12 protein-coding genes and 2 pseudogenes are annotated in these 14923 nt (G+C 60.0%); 5 read left to right on the top strand and 9 right to left on the bottom strand.

Annotation, left to right across the window (positions count from 1 at the left end):
- Positions 1-47 precede the first annotated feature (47 nt).
- From AACY36_RS19710 to AACY36_RS19695, 4 genes and pseudogenes are all read right to left on the bottom strand, one after another.
- Positions 48-200, bottom strand: a pseudogene (locus tag AACY36_RS19710) (SDR family oxidoreductase); the annotation flags it as partial.
- 14 nt (positions 201-214) lie between these two features.
- On the bottom strand, positions 215-943 hold the full coding sequence (locus AACY36_RS19705; protein ID WP_339427928.1) for an aspartate/glutamate racemase family protein: 729 nt from the start codon (positions 941-943) through the stop codon (positions 215-217).
- A gap of 13 nt (positions 944-956) precedes the next feature.
- On the bottom strand, positions 957-2483 hold the full coding sequence (locus AACY36_RS19700; RefSeq protein ID WP_339497436.1) for an NCS1 family nucleobase:cation symporter-1: 1527 nt from the start codon (positions 2481-2483) through the stop codon (positions 957-959).
- A gap of 376 nt (positions 2484-2859) precedes the next feature.
- Positions 2860-3594, bottom strand: a complete 735-nt coding sequence (locus AACY36_RS19695; RefSeq protein WP_339418842.1) for a phosphoadenylyl-sulfate reductase — start codon at positions 3592-3594, stop codon at positions 2860-2862.
- A gap of 153 nt (positions 3595-3747) precedes the next feature.
- Between AACY36_RS19695 and thrH the strand changes: the two genes are divergently transcribed.
- Complete coding sequence (gene thrH, locus AACY36_RS19690; protein ID WP_339436457.1) at positions 3748-4365, top strand: bifunctional phosphoserine phosphatase/homoserine phosphotransferase ThrH; 618 nt, start codon at positions 3748-3750, stop codon at positions 4363-4365.
- A 119-nt stretch (positions 4366-4484) separates the two neighbouring features.
- On the opposite strand, the pseudogene AACY36_RS19685 reads toward thrH, so the two are convergent.
- The 5 genes and pseudogenes from AACY36_RS19685 to rloA form a co-directional block, all read right to left on the bottom strand.
- Positions 4485-4604, bottom strand: a pseudogene (locus AACY36_RS19685) (transcriptional regulator); the annotation flags it as partial.
- A 45-nt stretch (positions 4605-4649) separates the two neighbouring features.
- Positions 4650-5993, bottom strand: a complete 1344-nt coding sequence (gene pabB / locus AACY36_RS19680) for an aminodeoxychorismate synthase component I (RefSeq protein ID WP_339418839.1) — start codon at positions 5991-5993, stop codon at positions 4650-4652.
- 93 nt (positions 5994-6086) lie between these two features.
- Positions 6087-7073 (bottom strand): alpha-L-glutamate ligase-like protein, encoded by a 987-nt coding sequence (locus AACY36_RS19675; protein WP_339418837.1) that lies wholly within the window; start codon positions 7071-7073, stop codon positions 6087-6089.
- Positions 7073-8605 (bottom strand): osmotic stress tolerance membrane protein RloB, encoded by a 1533-nt coding sequence (rloB, locus tag AACY36_RS19670; protein WP_339418836.1) that lies wholly within the window; start codon positions 8603-8605, stop codon positions 7073-7075. The genes AACY36_RS19675 and rloB overlap by 1 nt, the downstream gene beginning before the upstream one ends.
- A gap of 5 nt (positions 8606-8610) precedes the next feature.
- Positions 8611-9144 carry a retropepsin-like aspartic peptidase RloA gene (rloA, locus tag AACY36_RS19665; RefSeq protein ID WP_339418834.1) on the bottom strand — a complete coding sequence of 178 codons (534 nt, stop codon included), beginning with the start codon at positions 9142-9144 and terminating at the stop codon, positions 8611-8613.
- Between the two features lie 272 nt (positions 9145-9416).
- Between rloA and AACY36_RS19660 the strand changes: the two genes are divergently transcribed.
- The 4 genes from AACY36_RS19660 (at position 9417) to acnD (ending at position 14916) form a co-directional block, all read left to right on the top strand.
- Entirely contained in the window at positions 9417-10127 is a 711-nt protein-coding gene (locus AACY36_RS19660; protein WP_445262854.1) for a GntR family transcriptional regulator, read from the top strand.
- The gene (gene prpB / locus AACY36_RS19655; RefSeq protein WP_025854214.1) at positions 10124-11017 is read left to right on the top strand and encodes a methylisocitrate lyase; all 894 of its coding nucleotides are present in this window, start codon (positions 10124-10126) and stop codon (positions 11015-11017) included. The genes AACY36_RS19660 and prpB overlap by 4 nt, the downstream gene beginning before the upstream one ends.
- Positions 11018-11057: 40 nt before the next feature.
- Positions 11058-12185 (top strand): bifunctional 2-methylcitrate synthase/citrate synthase, encoded by a 1128-nt coding sequence (prpC, locus tag AACY36_RS19650; protein WP_339418833.1) that lies wholly within the window; start codon positions 11058-11060, stop codon positions 12183-12185.
- A 136-nt stretch (positions 12186-12321) separates the two neighbouring features.
- Complete coding sequence (acnD, locus tag AACY36_RS19645) at positions 12322-14916, top strand: Fe/S-dependent 2-methylisocitrate dehydratase AcnD (RefSeq protein WP_339418832.1); 2595 nt, start codon at positions 12322-12324, stop codon at positions 14914-14916.
- Positions 14917-14923 lie beyond the last annotated feature (7 nt).

Here is a 14923-nt window from a genome sequence, read left to right as displayed (position 1 = left end):
TGGCTTGCCTGCGATAGCGGAGTATCAGTCGCTGGATAAATTGGCTGATACACCGCCACCGCTATCAACCCAATTAAACTCTCGGCAAAATCACTGTTCGCCGGGTTCATATCAGTATCTACCGGCCCAGGCTGCACGTTATTGATGGTAATCCCGCGAGGCCCCAGATCCCGCGCCAACCCTTTGGTCAAGCCAAGGATGACCACACCTCGGTCTACCGGCCGAACTGGCCCGGCCAGCCAATGATTTTCTTCGGCCGCGGCGTCGCATACGTCCTGATCTTCGACGTCGACAACCGCAACCGTACCAAGGACTCAGCAATGGTCACCGCCGCCGTCACGCCATCCACCACCGGCACCCCGGTGCGCTGGCGAATCTGCTCATCCAGCCCGGCCATGCCACCACACCCCAGGCAGATCACCTCAGCTTTGTCCTCGCGGATGGCCAGTTCGGCCTGACGCACGATAGCCTCCATCGCCGCCAACGGGTCTTCTTCCAGCTCCAGCACCGCCATGCCACTGGCCCGCACCGAGGCGCAACGCTGGTACAGGCCGGCGAGTTTCAGGCGGTCTTCGATCAGCGGCACAGTGCGGTCCAGGGTGGTCACCACTGAGTACGCATGGCCCAGGAACATCGCGGTGCTGGCGGCGGCTTCGGTGATGTCCACCACCGGCACGTTGAGCAATTCTTGCAAGCCTTCGCGACCGTGTTCGCCGTAGCCGGCCTGGATCACCGCGTCGAACGGCTGGTCGTAGGCCATCACCCGGTCCATCACCGCGAGGGCCGCCAGGTAGCTTTCAAAATTGCCCTCTACCGACTCCGCGCCGAAGTAGGGCGTGAGCCCGACAATCTCGGTGCCCGGCGCGGCCACGGCCCGTGCCTGCTGGGCGATGGTTTCAGTGATGGATTCGGTGGTGTTGACGTTGACCACGAGGATACGCATGGAATGTCCTTGATTAATGACTGACGTTATCGACTGCAATGCTTTCGCCGCTGACATCGGCGTAGAACGGCTGGCGCTTGGCGATCAGCCCATACAGCAGCGCTGCAATACCGGCGCCAAACATCCAGGAAAACGGTGAGACGCTGGCGAAACCGGGCAGCAGGGCCAGGAGAATGGCGATCACTGCCGCAGGAACAAACGCCGCCACTGCACGTAAATTGACCCCGCGGCTGTAGTAATAAACACCACGGGGGTCTTCGCTATACAACTGTGGCACGTCCACCTGGGTTTTACGGATCAACCAGTAATCGACCATGATCACCCCGTACAACGGCCCCAGCAGTGCGCCCAGGCCAGACAGGAAATACACGATCACTAGCGGGCTGTTGTAGAGGTTCCACGGCAGGATCAATACGGCCACGGTCGCGCTGATCAACCCGGCGCGACGGAAGTTCAGGTACTTGGGCGCCAGGTTGCTCAGCACAAAGGCCGGCGCGACAAAGTTGGCCATGATGTTCACCGCCACGGTGACGATCAGGAACGCCAGGCAACCCAGTACCAGAAACACGGTATCAGGGATGGCTGCGATGATCTCGGTCGGGCTTTCGATCACCCGGCCATTGAGCTGGAACTGCCCGCCGCACAGCAGCACCGTGATCGCAGCGAACACCAGAATATTCACCGGCAGGCCCCAGAAGTTGCCGACCTGAATGGTCTTGCGGCACGGCGAAGAGCGGGCGAAGTCGCAGAAGTTCAGAATCAACGTGCCGTAGATCGACAGCCACAGCGCGCCGCCGGCAAAGATATTGCGCCACATCTCGCCACCACTCAGCGGTTCACGGATCGACCAGGCTATATTGCCGCCGACCTGGAAGTACATCCAACCGGCCAACGAGGCTACCGTCAGCAGAATCACCGGCCCGGCGAAGCCTTCATAGCGGCGCACCATTTCCATGCCGTAGGCCAGGATCACCAGTTGCACCAGCCAGATCGCCACAAAACAGGCCCAGCCGAGGGATGACAGACCGAGGATGGAGTTGTGGTCGTAGTCGGCGAAGCCTGGATGAATGGCTGTCAGCAATACGCGGAAAACCACCGAGGCCAAGTAGGTCTGGATACCGAACCAGGCAATCGCAATCACCGCGCGGATCAACGCCGGAATCTGTGCGCCATGAATGCCGAAACTGATGCGGCTGATCACCGGAAACGGTACGCCGGTCTTCTGCCCCATATAGCCCGACAAGTTCATGAAGAAGTACACCAGCGCCGCACCGATGCCGAGGGACAACAAGATCTGCCAGCCGCCCAGGCCCAATGCATACAAGCCAATGGCGAACGAGTAGTTGGCGATGTTGTGTACGTCGTTGGTCCATAACGCAAAGATGCTGTAGCGCCCCCAACGCCGGCCTTCGACCTTGGTGGGCGCCAGGTCCTTGTTATGTAGGCGCGGGCTGAGTACCAGCGGGCCCGGAAGTGTCGCCTCGGGGTTCAGGGAGGAGGGCAGATCCAGTGCGATGTCATTCGAGAGGCTAGTACGCATTCCGGCAGGCTCCGGCACATCAGCAGTCGGGCCGCAGATGGCAAAGTGTATGTAGGTTTTGTATTTATTGTATACAAAGCGTATTTCACCTTAAGCCACATGCGTGCCAGTTTTCGATCTATGAAAACGACGGATAATTTCCTTTTTGTAGATTTTATAAATAACTCGCTGAATTAAAAGCGATATAAATTGACCGTTTGAACAGCTATTTATTTTTCTATGGGAGAGGGATAGATCACGACGGAAAACAGAGGGCGAGTAGAGGTGTTACGTTATGGTGCGCATCGAGGAGGATTGCACACATAAATGGCACCGATGGTTACATCTATGTGTACATTCTAGAGGTCAACACAAAACAAATGTGGGCGCTAAGGACTTAGGCCTTACTGATGATGTTCCCCGCATGCAACCCACATTCCTTCTGTGTAGCCTCTTCCCACCACCAACGCCCCTCGCGTTCATGCTGGTTCGGCAACACCGGACGCGTGCAAGGTTCGCAACCAATGCTGATGAAACCACGCTCATGCAAGCTGTTATACGGCAGCTCCAGCATGCGGATGTAACCCCAGACTTCCTCACTGGTCATCTGCGCCAGCGGGTTGAACTTGTACAAAGTGCGCTCAGGCGTAGAGAACGCCGTGTCGATTTCCAGTGCAGCCACCTGGCTCCGTGTACCCGGGCTCTGGTCGCGGCGCTGGCCGGTGGCCCAGGCATTTACGCCGGAAAGCTTGCGGCGCAGCGGCTCGATCTTGCGCACGCCGCAGCATTCGCCATGGCCGTCCTTGTAAAAGCTGAACAGGCCCTTCTCTTTGACGAAGGGCTCCAGCTCGCGCTGGTCTGGTGAGATCAACTCGATGTCTATCTTGTAGAAGTCGCGCACCTGCTCGATAAACCGGTAGGTCTGCGGGTGCAGGCGGCCGGTGTCGAGGCTGAACACTTTGACGTTCTTGTTCAGCTTCCAGGCCATGTCTACCAGCACCACGTCCTCGGCGCCGCTGAAGGAAATCCACAGATCATCACCGAACTGGCTGAACGCCAGCTTGAGAATGTCCTGCGCAGACTTGTTGGCGTAAGTCGCGGCGAGTTCAACGACGTCGAAGGCTTGGTTCATCAGGACGGTTTCCTACAGGTCAGTGGCGCTGAGCGCTCTATAGGGGAGTGATGGTATCAAAATCCGCCCTGCGTTGCGGCGGCGAGCGTGAGTCGCTAGAGTTCGGCAGTCCTTTTGCCCGCTCAATCAACAACATCTAAATGGGAGTGTCTTGTGGAAATTGCCTGTCTTGACCTGGAAGGGGTACTGGTTCCGGAAATCTGGATCGCCTTCGCCGAAAAAACCGGTATTGAATCCCTGCGGGCCACCACCCGGGACATTCCCGACTACGACGTGCTGATGAAGCAACGCCTGCGCATCCTCGATGAACACGGGCTCAAGCTCGCCGACATCCAGGAAGTGATCGCCACCCTCAAGCCGCTGGACGGCGCTATCGAGTTCGTCAACTGGCTGCGTGAGCGCTTTCAGGTGGTGATCCTGTCAGACACCTTCTACGAATTCTCCCAGCCGCTGATGCGCCAACTGGGTTTCCCTACCCTGCTCTGCCACCGTCTGATCACCGACGAAACCGACCGCGTGGTGAGTTATCAATTGCGTCAGAAAGACCCCAAGCGCCAGTCGGTATTGGCCTTCAAGAGCCTGTACTACCGCGTGATCGCCGCAGGCGATTCCTACAACGACACCACCATGCTGGGCGAAGCCGACCGTGGGATTCTGTTCCATGCGCCGGAGAATGTGATCCGCGAGTTCCCGCAGTTCCCGGCGGTGCATACGTTTGAGGATTTGAAGAACGAGTTCATCAAGGCGTCGAATCGCCCGTTGAGCCTGTAAGTCCTTCGGCGCGGCTGGTGGCCTCTTCGCAGGCAAGCCAGCTCCCACATTTGAATGATGTGAACCCGATCAAATGTGGGAGCCGGGCTTGCCTGCGATGGGGTCAGCAGGTTCACCGCCTAAACCCCTGCCAGCAAGCTCTCATAAGGAATACGCAAGCCTTCGTGCAGCCGCTTGATCATCGACAGGCTGAGCGTGCGCTTGTGGTTCAACACCTCTGATACCCGCCCACTGGTACCCGTTTCAAAGAGTAAATTCCCACCTGGAACTCGGGGGCGCTGACGCTACAAGCCTTCCAAAGTGTGTAACAACACCCGCACCTTCGTCAGCGACTCCTGATACTCCGCCTCCCATTGCGAGTCCGCCACAATCCCGCCGCCGCCCCAGCAGCAGACCTGCCCCTCCTTGACCAGCAAGCTACGGATGGCGATGGAGCTGTCCATCTCCCCCCGAACATCCAGATACACCAAAGAACCGCAGTACAGCCCGCGTCGAGTAGGCTCCAGCTCGTCGATGATCTGCATCGCACGGATCTTCGGTGCGCCAGTGATGGAGCCGCCGGGAAAGCTGCCCGCGATCAGGTCGAGAGCGTCTTTGTCGTCGGCCAACTCGCCGATAACGCTGCTCACCAGATGGTGGACGTTAGGGTAGCTTTCCAGGCTGAACAGCTCCGGCACGCTCACCGAGCCGGTGCGGCAGGTACGGCCGAGGTCGTTGCGCAACAGGTCGACGATCATCAGGTTTTCGGCGCGGTCCTTGGGGCTGGCCAGCAGTTCGGCAGCGTTGGCAGCGTCTTCTTCGGGCGTCAGGCCACGTGGGCGGGTGCCTTTGATGGGGCGGGTTTCGACGCGACGCTTGCTGATGTGCACGAAGCGCTCGGGCGACAGGCTCAGTACCGCGCCGTCGTCCGGCAGGCTTTGGAACCCGGAGAACGGTGTCGGGCAGGCTTTGCGCAATGCGCAGTAGGCGACCCATGGATCGCCAATGCACGGTGCACGGAAGCGTTGAGCAAAGTTGACCTGGTAACAGTCGCCGGCCTGAATGTAATCCTGGATGCGCGCGATGGCCTGGCGGTAAGCCTCGGCGGTGAGGTCCGGGGCCATGGGGCCTTGAAGTTTGAAGGACGCGGGCGCGTCGATAGCGCCAGTGCTGAATAGCGCAATCAACCGTTGCTGCTCGCTGTCGGCCAGTGCCGGATGAAACACCAACTGGCTGGTCTGCGTGTGGTGATCGCTGATCAGCGCCCAGGCATACAGCCCAAAGCGCGCATCCGGCAGGTGCAGGTCGTCTGTTGCAAGGTGTGGCATCTGCTCAAGGTGCCGACCAAAGTCATAGCTCAGGTAGCCGATCAGGCCTCCGGCAAATGGCAGCTCATACCCGACAGGCAAATCCGCCTCACCCAGCTGCGTGAGATTTTCCCGCAACCGTTGCAGGAAATCGCCACCGCTTTCGTCAGGCGATACCGTCAGCGTCGCTTGCGGCCAAGCGCTGAGAAGGTCATACCGCCCGCGTTCAGCCGCTGGCCGGCCGCTGTCCAGCAGCACGGCACCAGGCGCGTGGCGAATGACCGCGAAATACTCGGCGGGGTTGGCCCGGTAGGGCAGCGGGTGTACGGAACAGGTTGACATGAGGGGCCTTAAAGGCAGTTGCAAGTTTTGAGCTTCAAGCTGCAAGTGTAACAAACACGAGGGCTGTGTCTTGAAGCTTATAGCTTGCAGCTTTTAGCTGGCGAAAGCCCCAATATGCCCAAACATTTCCTGCACGAACTTCACCCGCTCTTCCGGGGTTTCCGTCACGCCGGCTGCTTTCAGTTCTTCCAGTCGCGCTTCCACCGCATGCGTACGCAAGGTTAAACCGCAGTCGTTGGCAATCTGAATATTCAACCCAGGCCGCGCATTCAGTTCCAGGATCAGCGGGCCTTTCTCCTGGTCCAGCACCATGTCCACGCCGATGTAACCCAGCCCGCACAGCTCATAGCAGCCGGCTGCGAGCTTCATGAAACCGTCCCAGTTGGGCAGTTGCACGCCATCCACCGCGTTGGTGGTATCGGGGTGTTTGGTGATGATGGTGTTCAGCCAGGTGCCGCGCAGGGTCAAGCCGGTGGCGAGATCGACGCCGACGCCAATCGCGCCCTGGTGCAGGTTGGCCTTGCCGCCCGACTGGCGGGTCGGCAAGCGCAGCATGGCCATCACCGGGTAACCCATCAATACGATGATGCGAATGTCCGGCACACCTTCATAGCTGATGCTCTTGAAGATCTGGTCAGGCACCACGCGGTATTCGATCAGCGCGCGATCACGGTGGCCGCCCAATGAGTACAGGCCGGTGAGGATGCTGGAAATCTGATGTTCGATCTCCTCATGGCTGATGATCTTGCCGGACACCGTTCGATAGCGCCCTTCAAAGCGGTCCGCCACCACCAGGATGCCGTCGCCGCCGGCGCCCTGGGCCGGCTTGATCACGAAGTCGCTGCGCCCGCCGATGATCTCGTTGAGCTTGTCGATTTCCTTCTCGGTGGAGATCACCCCGTACATTTCCGGCACATGGATGCCGGCCGCCAGCGCGCGTTCCTTGGTGATGATCTTGTCATCCACAATCGGGTACAGGCTGCGCTTGTTGTACTTGAGCACGTAGTCGGCGTTACGCCGGTTGATGCCCATGATCCCCCGCGCTTCCAGCGCCTTCCAGGTCTTCCAGAATCCGAACATTACTGATCTGCCTTCAAGAAGGCCTTGAATCGCACCAGCTCGGTCAAGCGGTAGCCGCGATACCGACCCATGGCCAGCATGAAGCCCACCAAAATCAGCAGGATGGCTGGGAAGGTGAACACAAAGTAGATCAGCTCCGGCACGCTCATGATCAAGTGCGCGAGGGATGCGGCGAACAGCGTACCAATCGCCACTTTCAACGCATGGTTGGCGCCGCGTTCTTCCCAGGTGATGGACAGGCGTTCGATGGTCATGGTCAAAATCACCATCGGGAACAGCGCCACCGACAGCCCACGCTCCAGCCCCAGTTTATGGCTGAACAGGCTGATGGCCGCGATCAGCACCACCACAAAGGTCAACACCACCGACAACCTCGGCAGCATCTGCAGCTTCAAGTGCTCCAGGTACGATCTGAGCGACAAACCCAGCGCCGTGATAATCGTAAACAGCACAATCCCGAAGCCCAGCTGCGTCTCGCGGAACGCGAGGGCGATCAGCACCGGGGTGAACGTTCCCAGGGTCTGCAGGCCGATCAGGTTGCGCAGGATCAAAATCACCAACACGCCGATCGGGATCATCACCATGATCATGAAGGTCTGCTGGGTTTGCAGCGGCAGGCCGTACAGCGAGTATTCGAGGAAGTTGGCGTCGGTGTTCTCGTCGGTCAGCTTGGCCAGGCGAATCGCGTTCATTTCGCTGTTGTTCAGGCTGAAGGTCACCATGGCCTTCTTGCCGCCATCGACGGTGATCAGGTTTTCATCGCCGGTCCACCACTGCAAGCGGTCGGCGGGCAGGCCTTGTTCGCCGGTCTCCGGGTTGAAGTACAACCATTCATTGCCGTTGAAGCTGCGCAGCCACAGTTCCGGGCTTTGCGGCTGGTCGGCGACCAGGCGGATGGTGTGGACTTTTTCCACCGGCACGTGGGCAATGGACAGCAGCAATTCGACGATCTTGGCTTTGTGCGGCGTCGACGGATCGCCCGCGAGCAGCAGTTTCACATTGTCGTCGTTGAGGTTGTTGGTGCGCTTGATGGCTTCAGTAATAAAGGTCTCGACGTCGGCCGAGTGCTGGCGGATCGGCGCAAGCAGGGCTTCGGCGGCGATCTTCTCCGGGCCTTCCACCGCGATGCTGTCGCGGAAGGTGGGGCCCTTGACCTTGACCTTTTCGCCGCTGTAGCGCTTGGTCAGGACCAGGCGGTAATACAGGGTCTGGTTGCCCTTGGCGCGGCGTGCCGACCAGGTGACCTTGCGGTTGCCGTCGGTGCGGTTGACGCTCACGCCGTAATTATTCGAGATGAAGCTCTCGTTGAGGCTGACGAAGTCGCGGCTCAAGGGCGGTACGAACATCTGGATTTTCACGGGATCTTTCGGGTTGGCGACGAACTCGACCTTGGCGTCGATGTTCCACAAGTCGTCGGTGGCGTCCTCGGTAACGGGGATCCCCAGCACGAAGATCTGATAGGTGGTGACCGAAATACCCAACACCACCAGGATGGCGATCAGGAATTTCAGGTGCAGGGTCAGAGAGCGCATTCGTTTTACTCGGCGGTATGAGCGTCGGCGGCGCAAGCGGGCTTGCCCGCTGCGTATTTAAGACTGGGGTCGACCAGCGCATCAAAGCGTTTCAGCGCTTCGGAGCCAATCAGCAGCGGGTATTGGAATGCGCTGCGGTCAGTCAAGTTCACTTCGATGCTGCGTAAAGCAGTGCCCATGCAGATGTCTAGGGCAATCACCGGACGGGCGGTGTAGTTTTTGTCCTCATCGGGGTCGTAGTCACCGGCACGGCGCTTGATCTTGCTGACGCGCGCCAGGGGGCGTTCGATGGGGTGGGAATGGGCGGTGTCGATGGCCAGGTAGAAGCGAACCCAGGATTCGCCATTGCGCTTGAAGCGCTTGATGTCGCGGGCGCTGAGGGAGGCGGTCTTGGCACCGGTGTCCAGTTTGGCGGCGACTTCCAGATTGATGCCGGCCAATTGGGCGTATTCGTTGAGGCCATACACGGTCTTCTCGGCAGCGACGCCAAGGCCTGGCATGAACAATAGGCAGAACAGGGGTAAGGGCTTGAGTCTCATAAATCCTGAGGCGGTGCAGTGCGATGTTTGATTCAAGGCGACTGGCATTACTGCGCAAGCTCCCTCGTGCGCCGTTTCATCTAGCGATGTCAGGCAAATACCGCGAGCATTCTAACATGATGCTGTTTTGGCGCCAGCGCTGGCAGGCGGCCATGCCGTGCACGCGTTCAGAGGTAGTTATTAGACGATTGTCGACAATGTAGTTTTATTCTTTGACTATATTGGTCTGATTGGCTAGTTTTTAATGCATTGTTTTTAAAGGTGTCGACAATATGCTGGATCAGCTGGAACCCCCAGTGATGGTGCAAGACGATTCCCAGACCATGTCCGAGAACGTCTTCCGGCGTATCCAGGCCGCCATCGTCAAGGGTGAGATCGCCCCGGGCAGCAAGATCTCCGAGCCGGAACTGGCTCGCACCTACGGCATCAGCCGTGGCCCGTTGCGTGAGGCGATCCATCGCTTGGAAGGCCAGCGCCTGCTGGTGCGTGTGCCTCACGTCGGCGCGAGGGTGGTGTCGTTGAGCCATGCCGAGCTGATCGAACTCTATGAAATCCGCGAATCTCTCGAAGGCATGGCCTGTCGCCTGGCCGCCGAGCGCATGACCGATGCTGAAATCGAAGAGCTGCGCCAAGTGCTGCACACCCACGAACGCGATGAAGCGTTCCAGGCCGGCCTCGGTTATTACCAGCAGGAAGGCGACTTCGACTTTCATTACCGGATCATTCAAGGCGCTGGCAACCGCACCCTGACCCAAATGCTCTGCGGCGAGCTGTACCAACTGGTGCGCATGTACCGAATCCAGTTTTCCGCCACCCCCCATCGTCCACGCCAGGCCTTTGCCGAGCACCACCGCATTCTTGACGCGATTGCCGATCGCGACGGTGAATTGGCCGAACTGTTGATGCGCCGGCACATCGGCGCGTCCAAACGCAACATTGCCCGTCACTTCCCAGGCGGTGCTACTGATAGAGGTGAGTCATGAGTTCTAACAATAAAAGCACCCCCGGCCAGCGTTTCCGTGACGCCGTCGCCAGTGAGCACCCCTTGCAGGTGGTCGGCGCGATCAACGCCAACCACGCGCTGCTGGCCAAGCGCGCCGGTTTCAAGGCGATCTACCTGTCGGGTGGCGGGGTGGCTGCCGGCTCCCTCGGCGTGCCGGACCTGGGCATCACCGGCCTGGATGACGTACTCACCGACGTACGCCGCATTACGGATGTGTGCGACCTGCCGCTGCTGGTGGACGTGGACACCGGTTTCGGCTCCTCGGCGTTCAACGTGGCGCGTACCGTCAAGTCGATGATCAAGTTTGGCGCGGCTGCCATCCATATCGAAGACCAGGTCGGCGCCAAGCGCTGCGGCCATCGCCCGAACAAAGAAATTGTGTCGCAGCAGGAAATGGTCGACCGCATCAAGGCCGCCGTGGATGCGCGCACCGATGACAGCTTCGTGATCATGGCGCGCACCGATGCCCTGGCCGTCGAGGGTTTGGAATCCGCCCTGGAACGCGCCGCCGCCTGCATCGAAGCTGGCGCCGACATGGTGTTTCCGGAGGCCATTACCGAATTGGAGATGTACAAGCTGTTTGCCTCCCGCGTGAAAGCGCCGATCCTGGCCAACATCACCGAGTTTGGCGCCACACCGCTGTACACCACCGAACAGTTGAAATCTGCTGATGTTTCCATCGTGCTGTACCCGCTCTCGGCGTTCCGCGCCATGAACAAGGCCGCCGAAAACGTCTACACCGCGATCCGTCGCGACGGCACCCAACAGAATGTGATCGACACCATGCAAACCCGCATGGAGCTTTACGATCGCATCGACTACCACACCTTCGAGCAGAAGCTCGACGCGCTGTTCGCAGCCAAGAAGTAACGAATGGCCTCCCTAATAAATTCAAGATTGGAGAAAGAACATGGCTGAAGCAAAAGTACTCAGTGGCGCCGGCCTGCGTGGCCAGGTGGCCGGGCAGACCGCACTGTCCACCGTCGGCCAAGCGGGCGCCGGCCTGACCTATTGCGGCTACGACGTGCGTGAACTGGCCGCCGATGCGCAGTTTGAAGAAGTCGCCTACCTGCTGCTGTACGGCGAACTGCCGACCCAGGCCGAGCTGGCGGACTACCGCAAAAAGCTGGGCAAGCTGCGCGACCTGCCCCAAGCGCTCAAGGAAGTGCTGGAACGCATTCCTGCCGACGCCCACCCGATGGACGTGATGCGCACCGGTTGCTCGTTCCTTGGCAATATCGAGCCGGAGAAAGACTTCAGCGTGCAGCGCGACGTCACCGATCGTCTGTTGGCGGCCTTCCCGGCGATCATGTGCTACTGGTATCGCTTCAGCCACGACGGCAAGCGTATCGACTGCGTGACCGACGAGCCGACCATCGGCGGCCATTTCCTGCATCTGTTGCACGGCGAAAAACCGAGCGAGTTGCACGAGAAAGTCATGAACGTGTCGCTGATTCTCTACGCCGAGCACGAATTCAACGCTTCGACCTTCACCGCCCGCGTGTGTGCGTCGACCCTGTCCGATCTCTATTCCTGCGTTACCGCCGCCATCGGCTCCCTGCGCGGGCCGCTGCATGGCGGCGCCAACGAAGCGGCGATGGAGATGATCGAGCGATTCTCTTCGGCTGAAGAAGCTGTCGAAGGCACGCTCGGCATGCTGGCGCGCAAGGACAAGATCATGGGCTTTGGCCACGCGATCTACAAAGACAACGACCCGCGCAATGAAGTGATCAAGGGCTGGTCGAAAAAACTTGCTGACGAGGTGGGTGACAAGGTGTTGTTTCCGGTCTCCGAAGCCATCGACAAAACCATGTGGGAACAGAAGAAGCTGTTTCCCAACGCCGATTTCTACCATGCCTCGGCGTATCACTTCATGGGCATCCCGACCAAGCTGTTCACCCCGATCTTCGTGTGCTCGCGCCTGACTGGCTGGGCCGCGCATGTCTTCGAGCAGCGCGCCAACAACCGCATCATCCGTCCAAGCGCCGAATACACCGGCGTTGAGCAGCGCAAGTTCGTGCCAATCGAACGTCGCTGAATGAAGAGACCGGCGTCTTGAAGTGGTCACTGAATCCAATGTGGGAGCGGGCTTGCTCGCTCCTACATTGGATCGCATTTCACATCAAATCCGCGTCGTCTTTTCCTTTTGTATCTACCGTGACCGAGCCCTGACGATGAACACTGAATTCCGCAAACCACTCCCCGGCAGCCGCCTGGATTTCTTCGACGCCCGCGCGGCTGTCGAGGCAATCACCCCCGGCGCCTACGCCACCTTGCCCTACACCTCCCGCGTCCTCGCAGAAAACCTGGTGCGTCGTTGCGACCCGGCCACCCTCAACGCGTCCCTGAGCCAACTGATCGAACGCAAGCGCGACCTCGACTTCCCGTGGTTCCCGGCGCGCGTGGTGTGCCACGACATTCTCGGCCAGACCGCCTTGGTCGACCTCGCCGGCTTGCGCGATGCCATCGCCCTGCAAGGCGGTGACCCGGCGCAGGTCAATCCGGTGGTGCCGACCCAACTGATCGTCGACCATTCCCTGGCCGTCGAAGCCGGCGGTTTTGACCCGGACGCGTTCGAGAAAAACCGCGCCATCGAAGACCGTCGCAACGAAGACCGTTTCCACTTTATCGAGTGGACCAAGAAGGCCTTCAAGAACGTCGACGTGATCCCGCCAGGCAACGGCATCATGCACCAGATCAACCTGGAGAAAATGTCCCCGGTGATTCAGGTGCGTGACGGTGTTGCATTCCCCGACACCTGCGTTGGCACCGACAGCCACACCCCGCACGTAGACGCACTGGGTGTGATCGCCATCGGCGTCGGTGGTCTGGAAGCCGAAAGCGTGATGCTCGGTCGCGCCTCGTGGATGCGCCTGCCGGAAAGTGTCGGCGTGGAGCTGACGGGCAAGCTGCAACCCGGCATCACCGCCACCGATATGGTGCTGGCGCTGACCGAGTTCCTGCGTAAGCAAAAAGTGGTCGGCGCGTGGCTGGAGTTTTTCGGCGAGGGCGCTTCAAACCTCACCCTCGGCGACCGTGCAACCATCTCCAACATGGCACCGGAATACGGCGCCACCGCGGCGATGTTCTACATCGATCAACAGACCATCGCTTACCTCAAGCTTACTGGCCGCGAAGACGAACAAGTCACCTTGGTTGAGCAATACGCCCGCCACACAGGCCTGTGGGCCGATGACCTCAAAGGCGCGCAATACGAGCGCGGCCTCACCTTCGACCTGTCCAGCGTTGTGCGCAACATGGCCGGCCCGAGCAACCCGCACGCTCGCGTCGCTACCCGTGACCTGGCGGCCAAAGGTATCTCTGGCCAGTGGGAAGAAGTGCCGGGGCAAATGCCCGACGGCGCGGTAATCATCGCCGCCATCACCAGTTGCACCAACACCAGCAACCCGCGCAACGTCATCGCCGCAGGCCTCTTGGCGCGCAACGCCAACAAACTGGGGCTGGTGCGCAAACCTTGGGTCAAATCCTCCCTGGCTCCCGGTTCGAAAACCGTGGCGATGTACCTCGACGAAGCCGGCTTGACCACTGAATTGGAGCAGCTTGGTTTTGGTGTCGTGGCCTTCGCCTGCACCACCTGCAACGGTATGTCCGGCGCACTCGACCCGGTCATCCAGCAGGAAATCATCGACCGCGACTTGTACGCGACCGCCGTGCTCTCGGGCAACCGCAACTTCGACGGGCGTATTCACCCGTACGCCAAGCAAGCGTTCCTGGCCTCGCCGCCGCTGGTGGTGGCTTACGCGATTGCCGGCACTATCCGTTTCGATATCGAGAAGGACGTGCTCGGCCTCGACGCCAACGGCAAGGACATCCGCCTGCAGGACATCTGGCCGAGCGACGAAGAGATCGACGCGGTGGTCAAGGCCTCGGTCAAGCCGGAGCAGTTCCGCAAGGTCTACATTCCGATGTTCGCGATCCACGAAGACACCGGCCCGAAAGTCGCGCCGCTGTATGACTGGCGCCCGCAGAGCACCTATATCCGCCGTCCGCCGTATTGGGAAGGCGCGCTGGCCGGCGCGCGGCCGCTCAAGGGCATGCGCCCGCTGGCGGTGCTGCCGGACAACATCACCACTGACCACCTGTCGCCGTCCAACGCAATCATGCTCGACAGCGCCGCCGGCGAATACCTGGCGAAAATGGGCTTGCCGGAAGTCGACTTCAACTCTTACGCGACGCATCGTGGCGACCACTTGACTGCGCAGCGCGCGACTTTTGCCAACCCGAAACTGTTCAACGAAATGGTTGTTGAAAACGGCAAGGTCAAGCAGGGATCTCTGGCGCGCATCGAGCCGGAAGGCCAGGTCACGCGGATGTGGGAAGCCATCGAAACCTACATGGAGCGCAAGCAGCCGCTGATCATCATCGCCGGCGCCGACTACGGCCAGGGCTCGTCCCGCGACTGGGCGGCCAAGGGCGTGCGACTGGCCGGTGTGGAAGCGATTGCCGCCGAGGGCTTCGAGCGTATCCACCGCACCAACCTGGTGGGCATGGGCGTGTTGCCGCTGGAGTTCCTGCCGGGCACGGATCGCCATACGCTGAAGATCGACGGCAGCGAGACCTACGACGTGGTCGGCGCGCGCACCCCGCGTGCCACGCTGGCATTGGTGATCAACCGCAAGAATGGCGAACGTGTCGAAGTGCCGGTGACCTGCCGCCTGGACACCGCCGAAGAAGTGTCGATCTACGAGGCGGGCGGCGTGTTGCAGCGTTTTGCCCAGGACTTCCTGGAATCGGCGGCGACCGCCTGAGGGGTAA

It is taken from the genome of Pseudomonas sp. EA_15y_Pfl1_P101 (assembly GCF_963970835.1).
Taxonomy (GTDB): domain Bacteria; phylum Pseudomonadota; class Gammaproteobacteria; order Pseudomonadales; family Pseudomonadaceae; genus Aquipseudomonas; species Aquipseudomonas tritici.
Note: the sequence above shows the minus strand (reverse complement) of the source record. Positions and strands in the feature narration are given on the sequence as shown.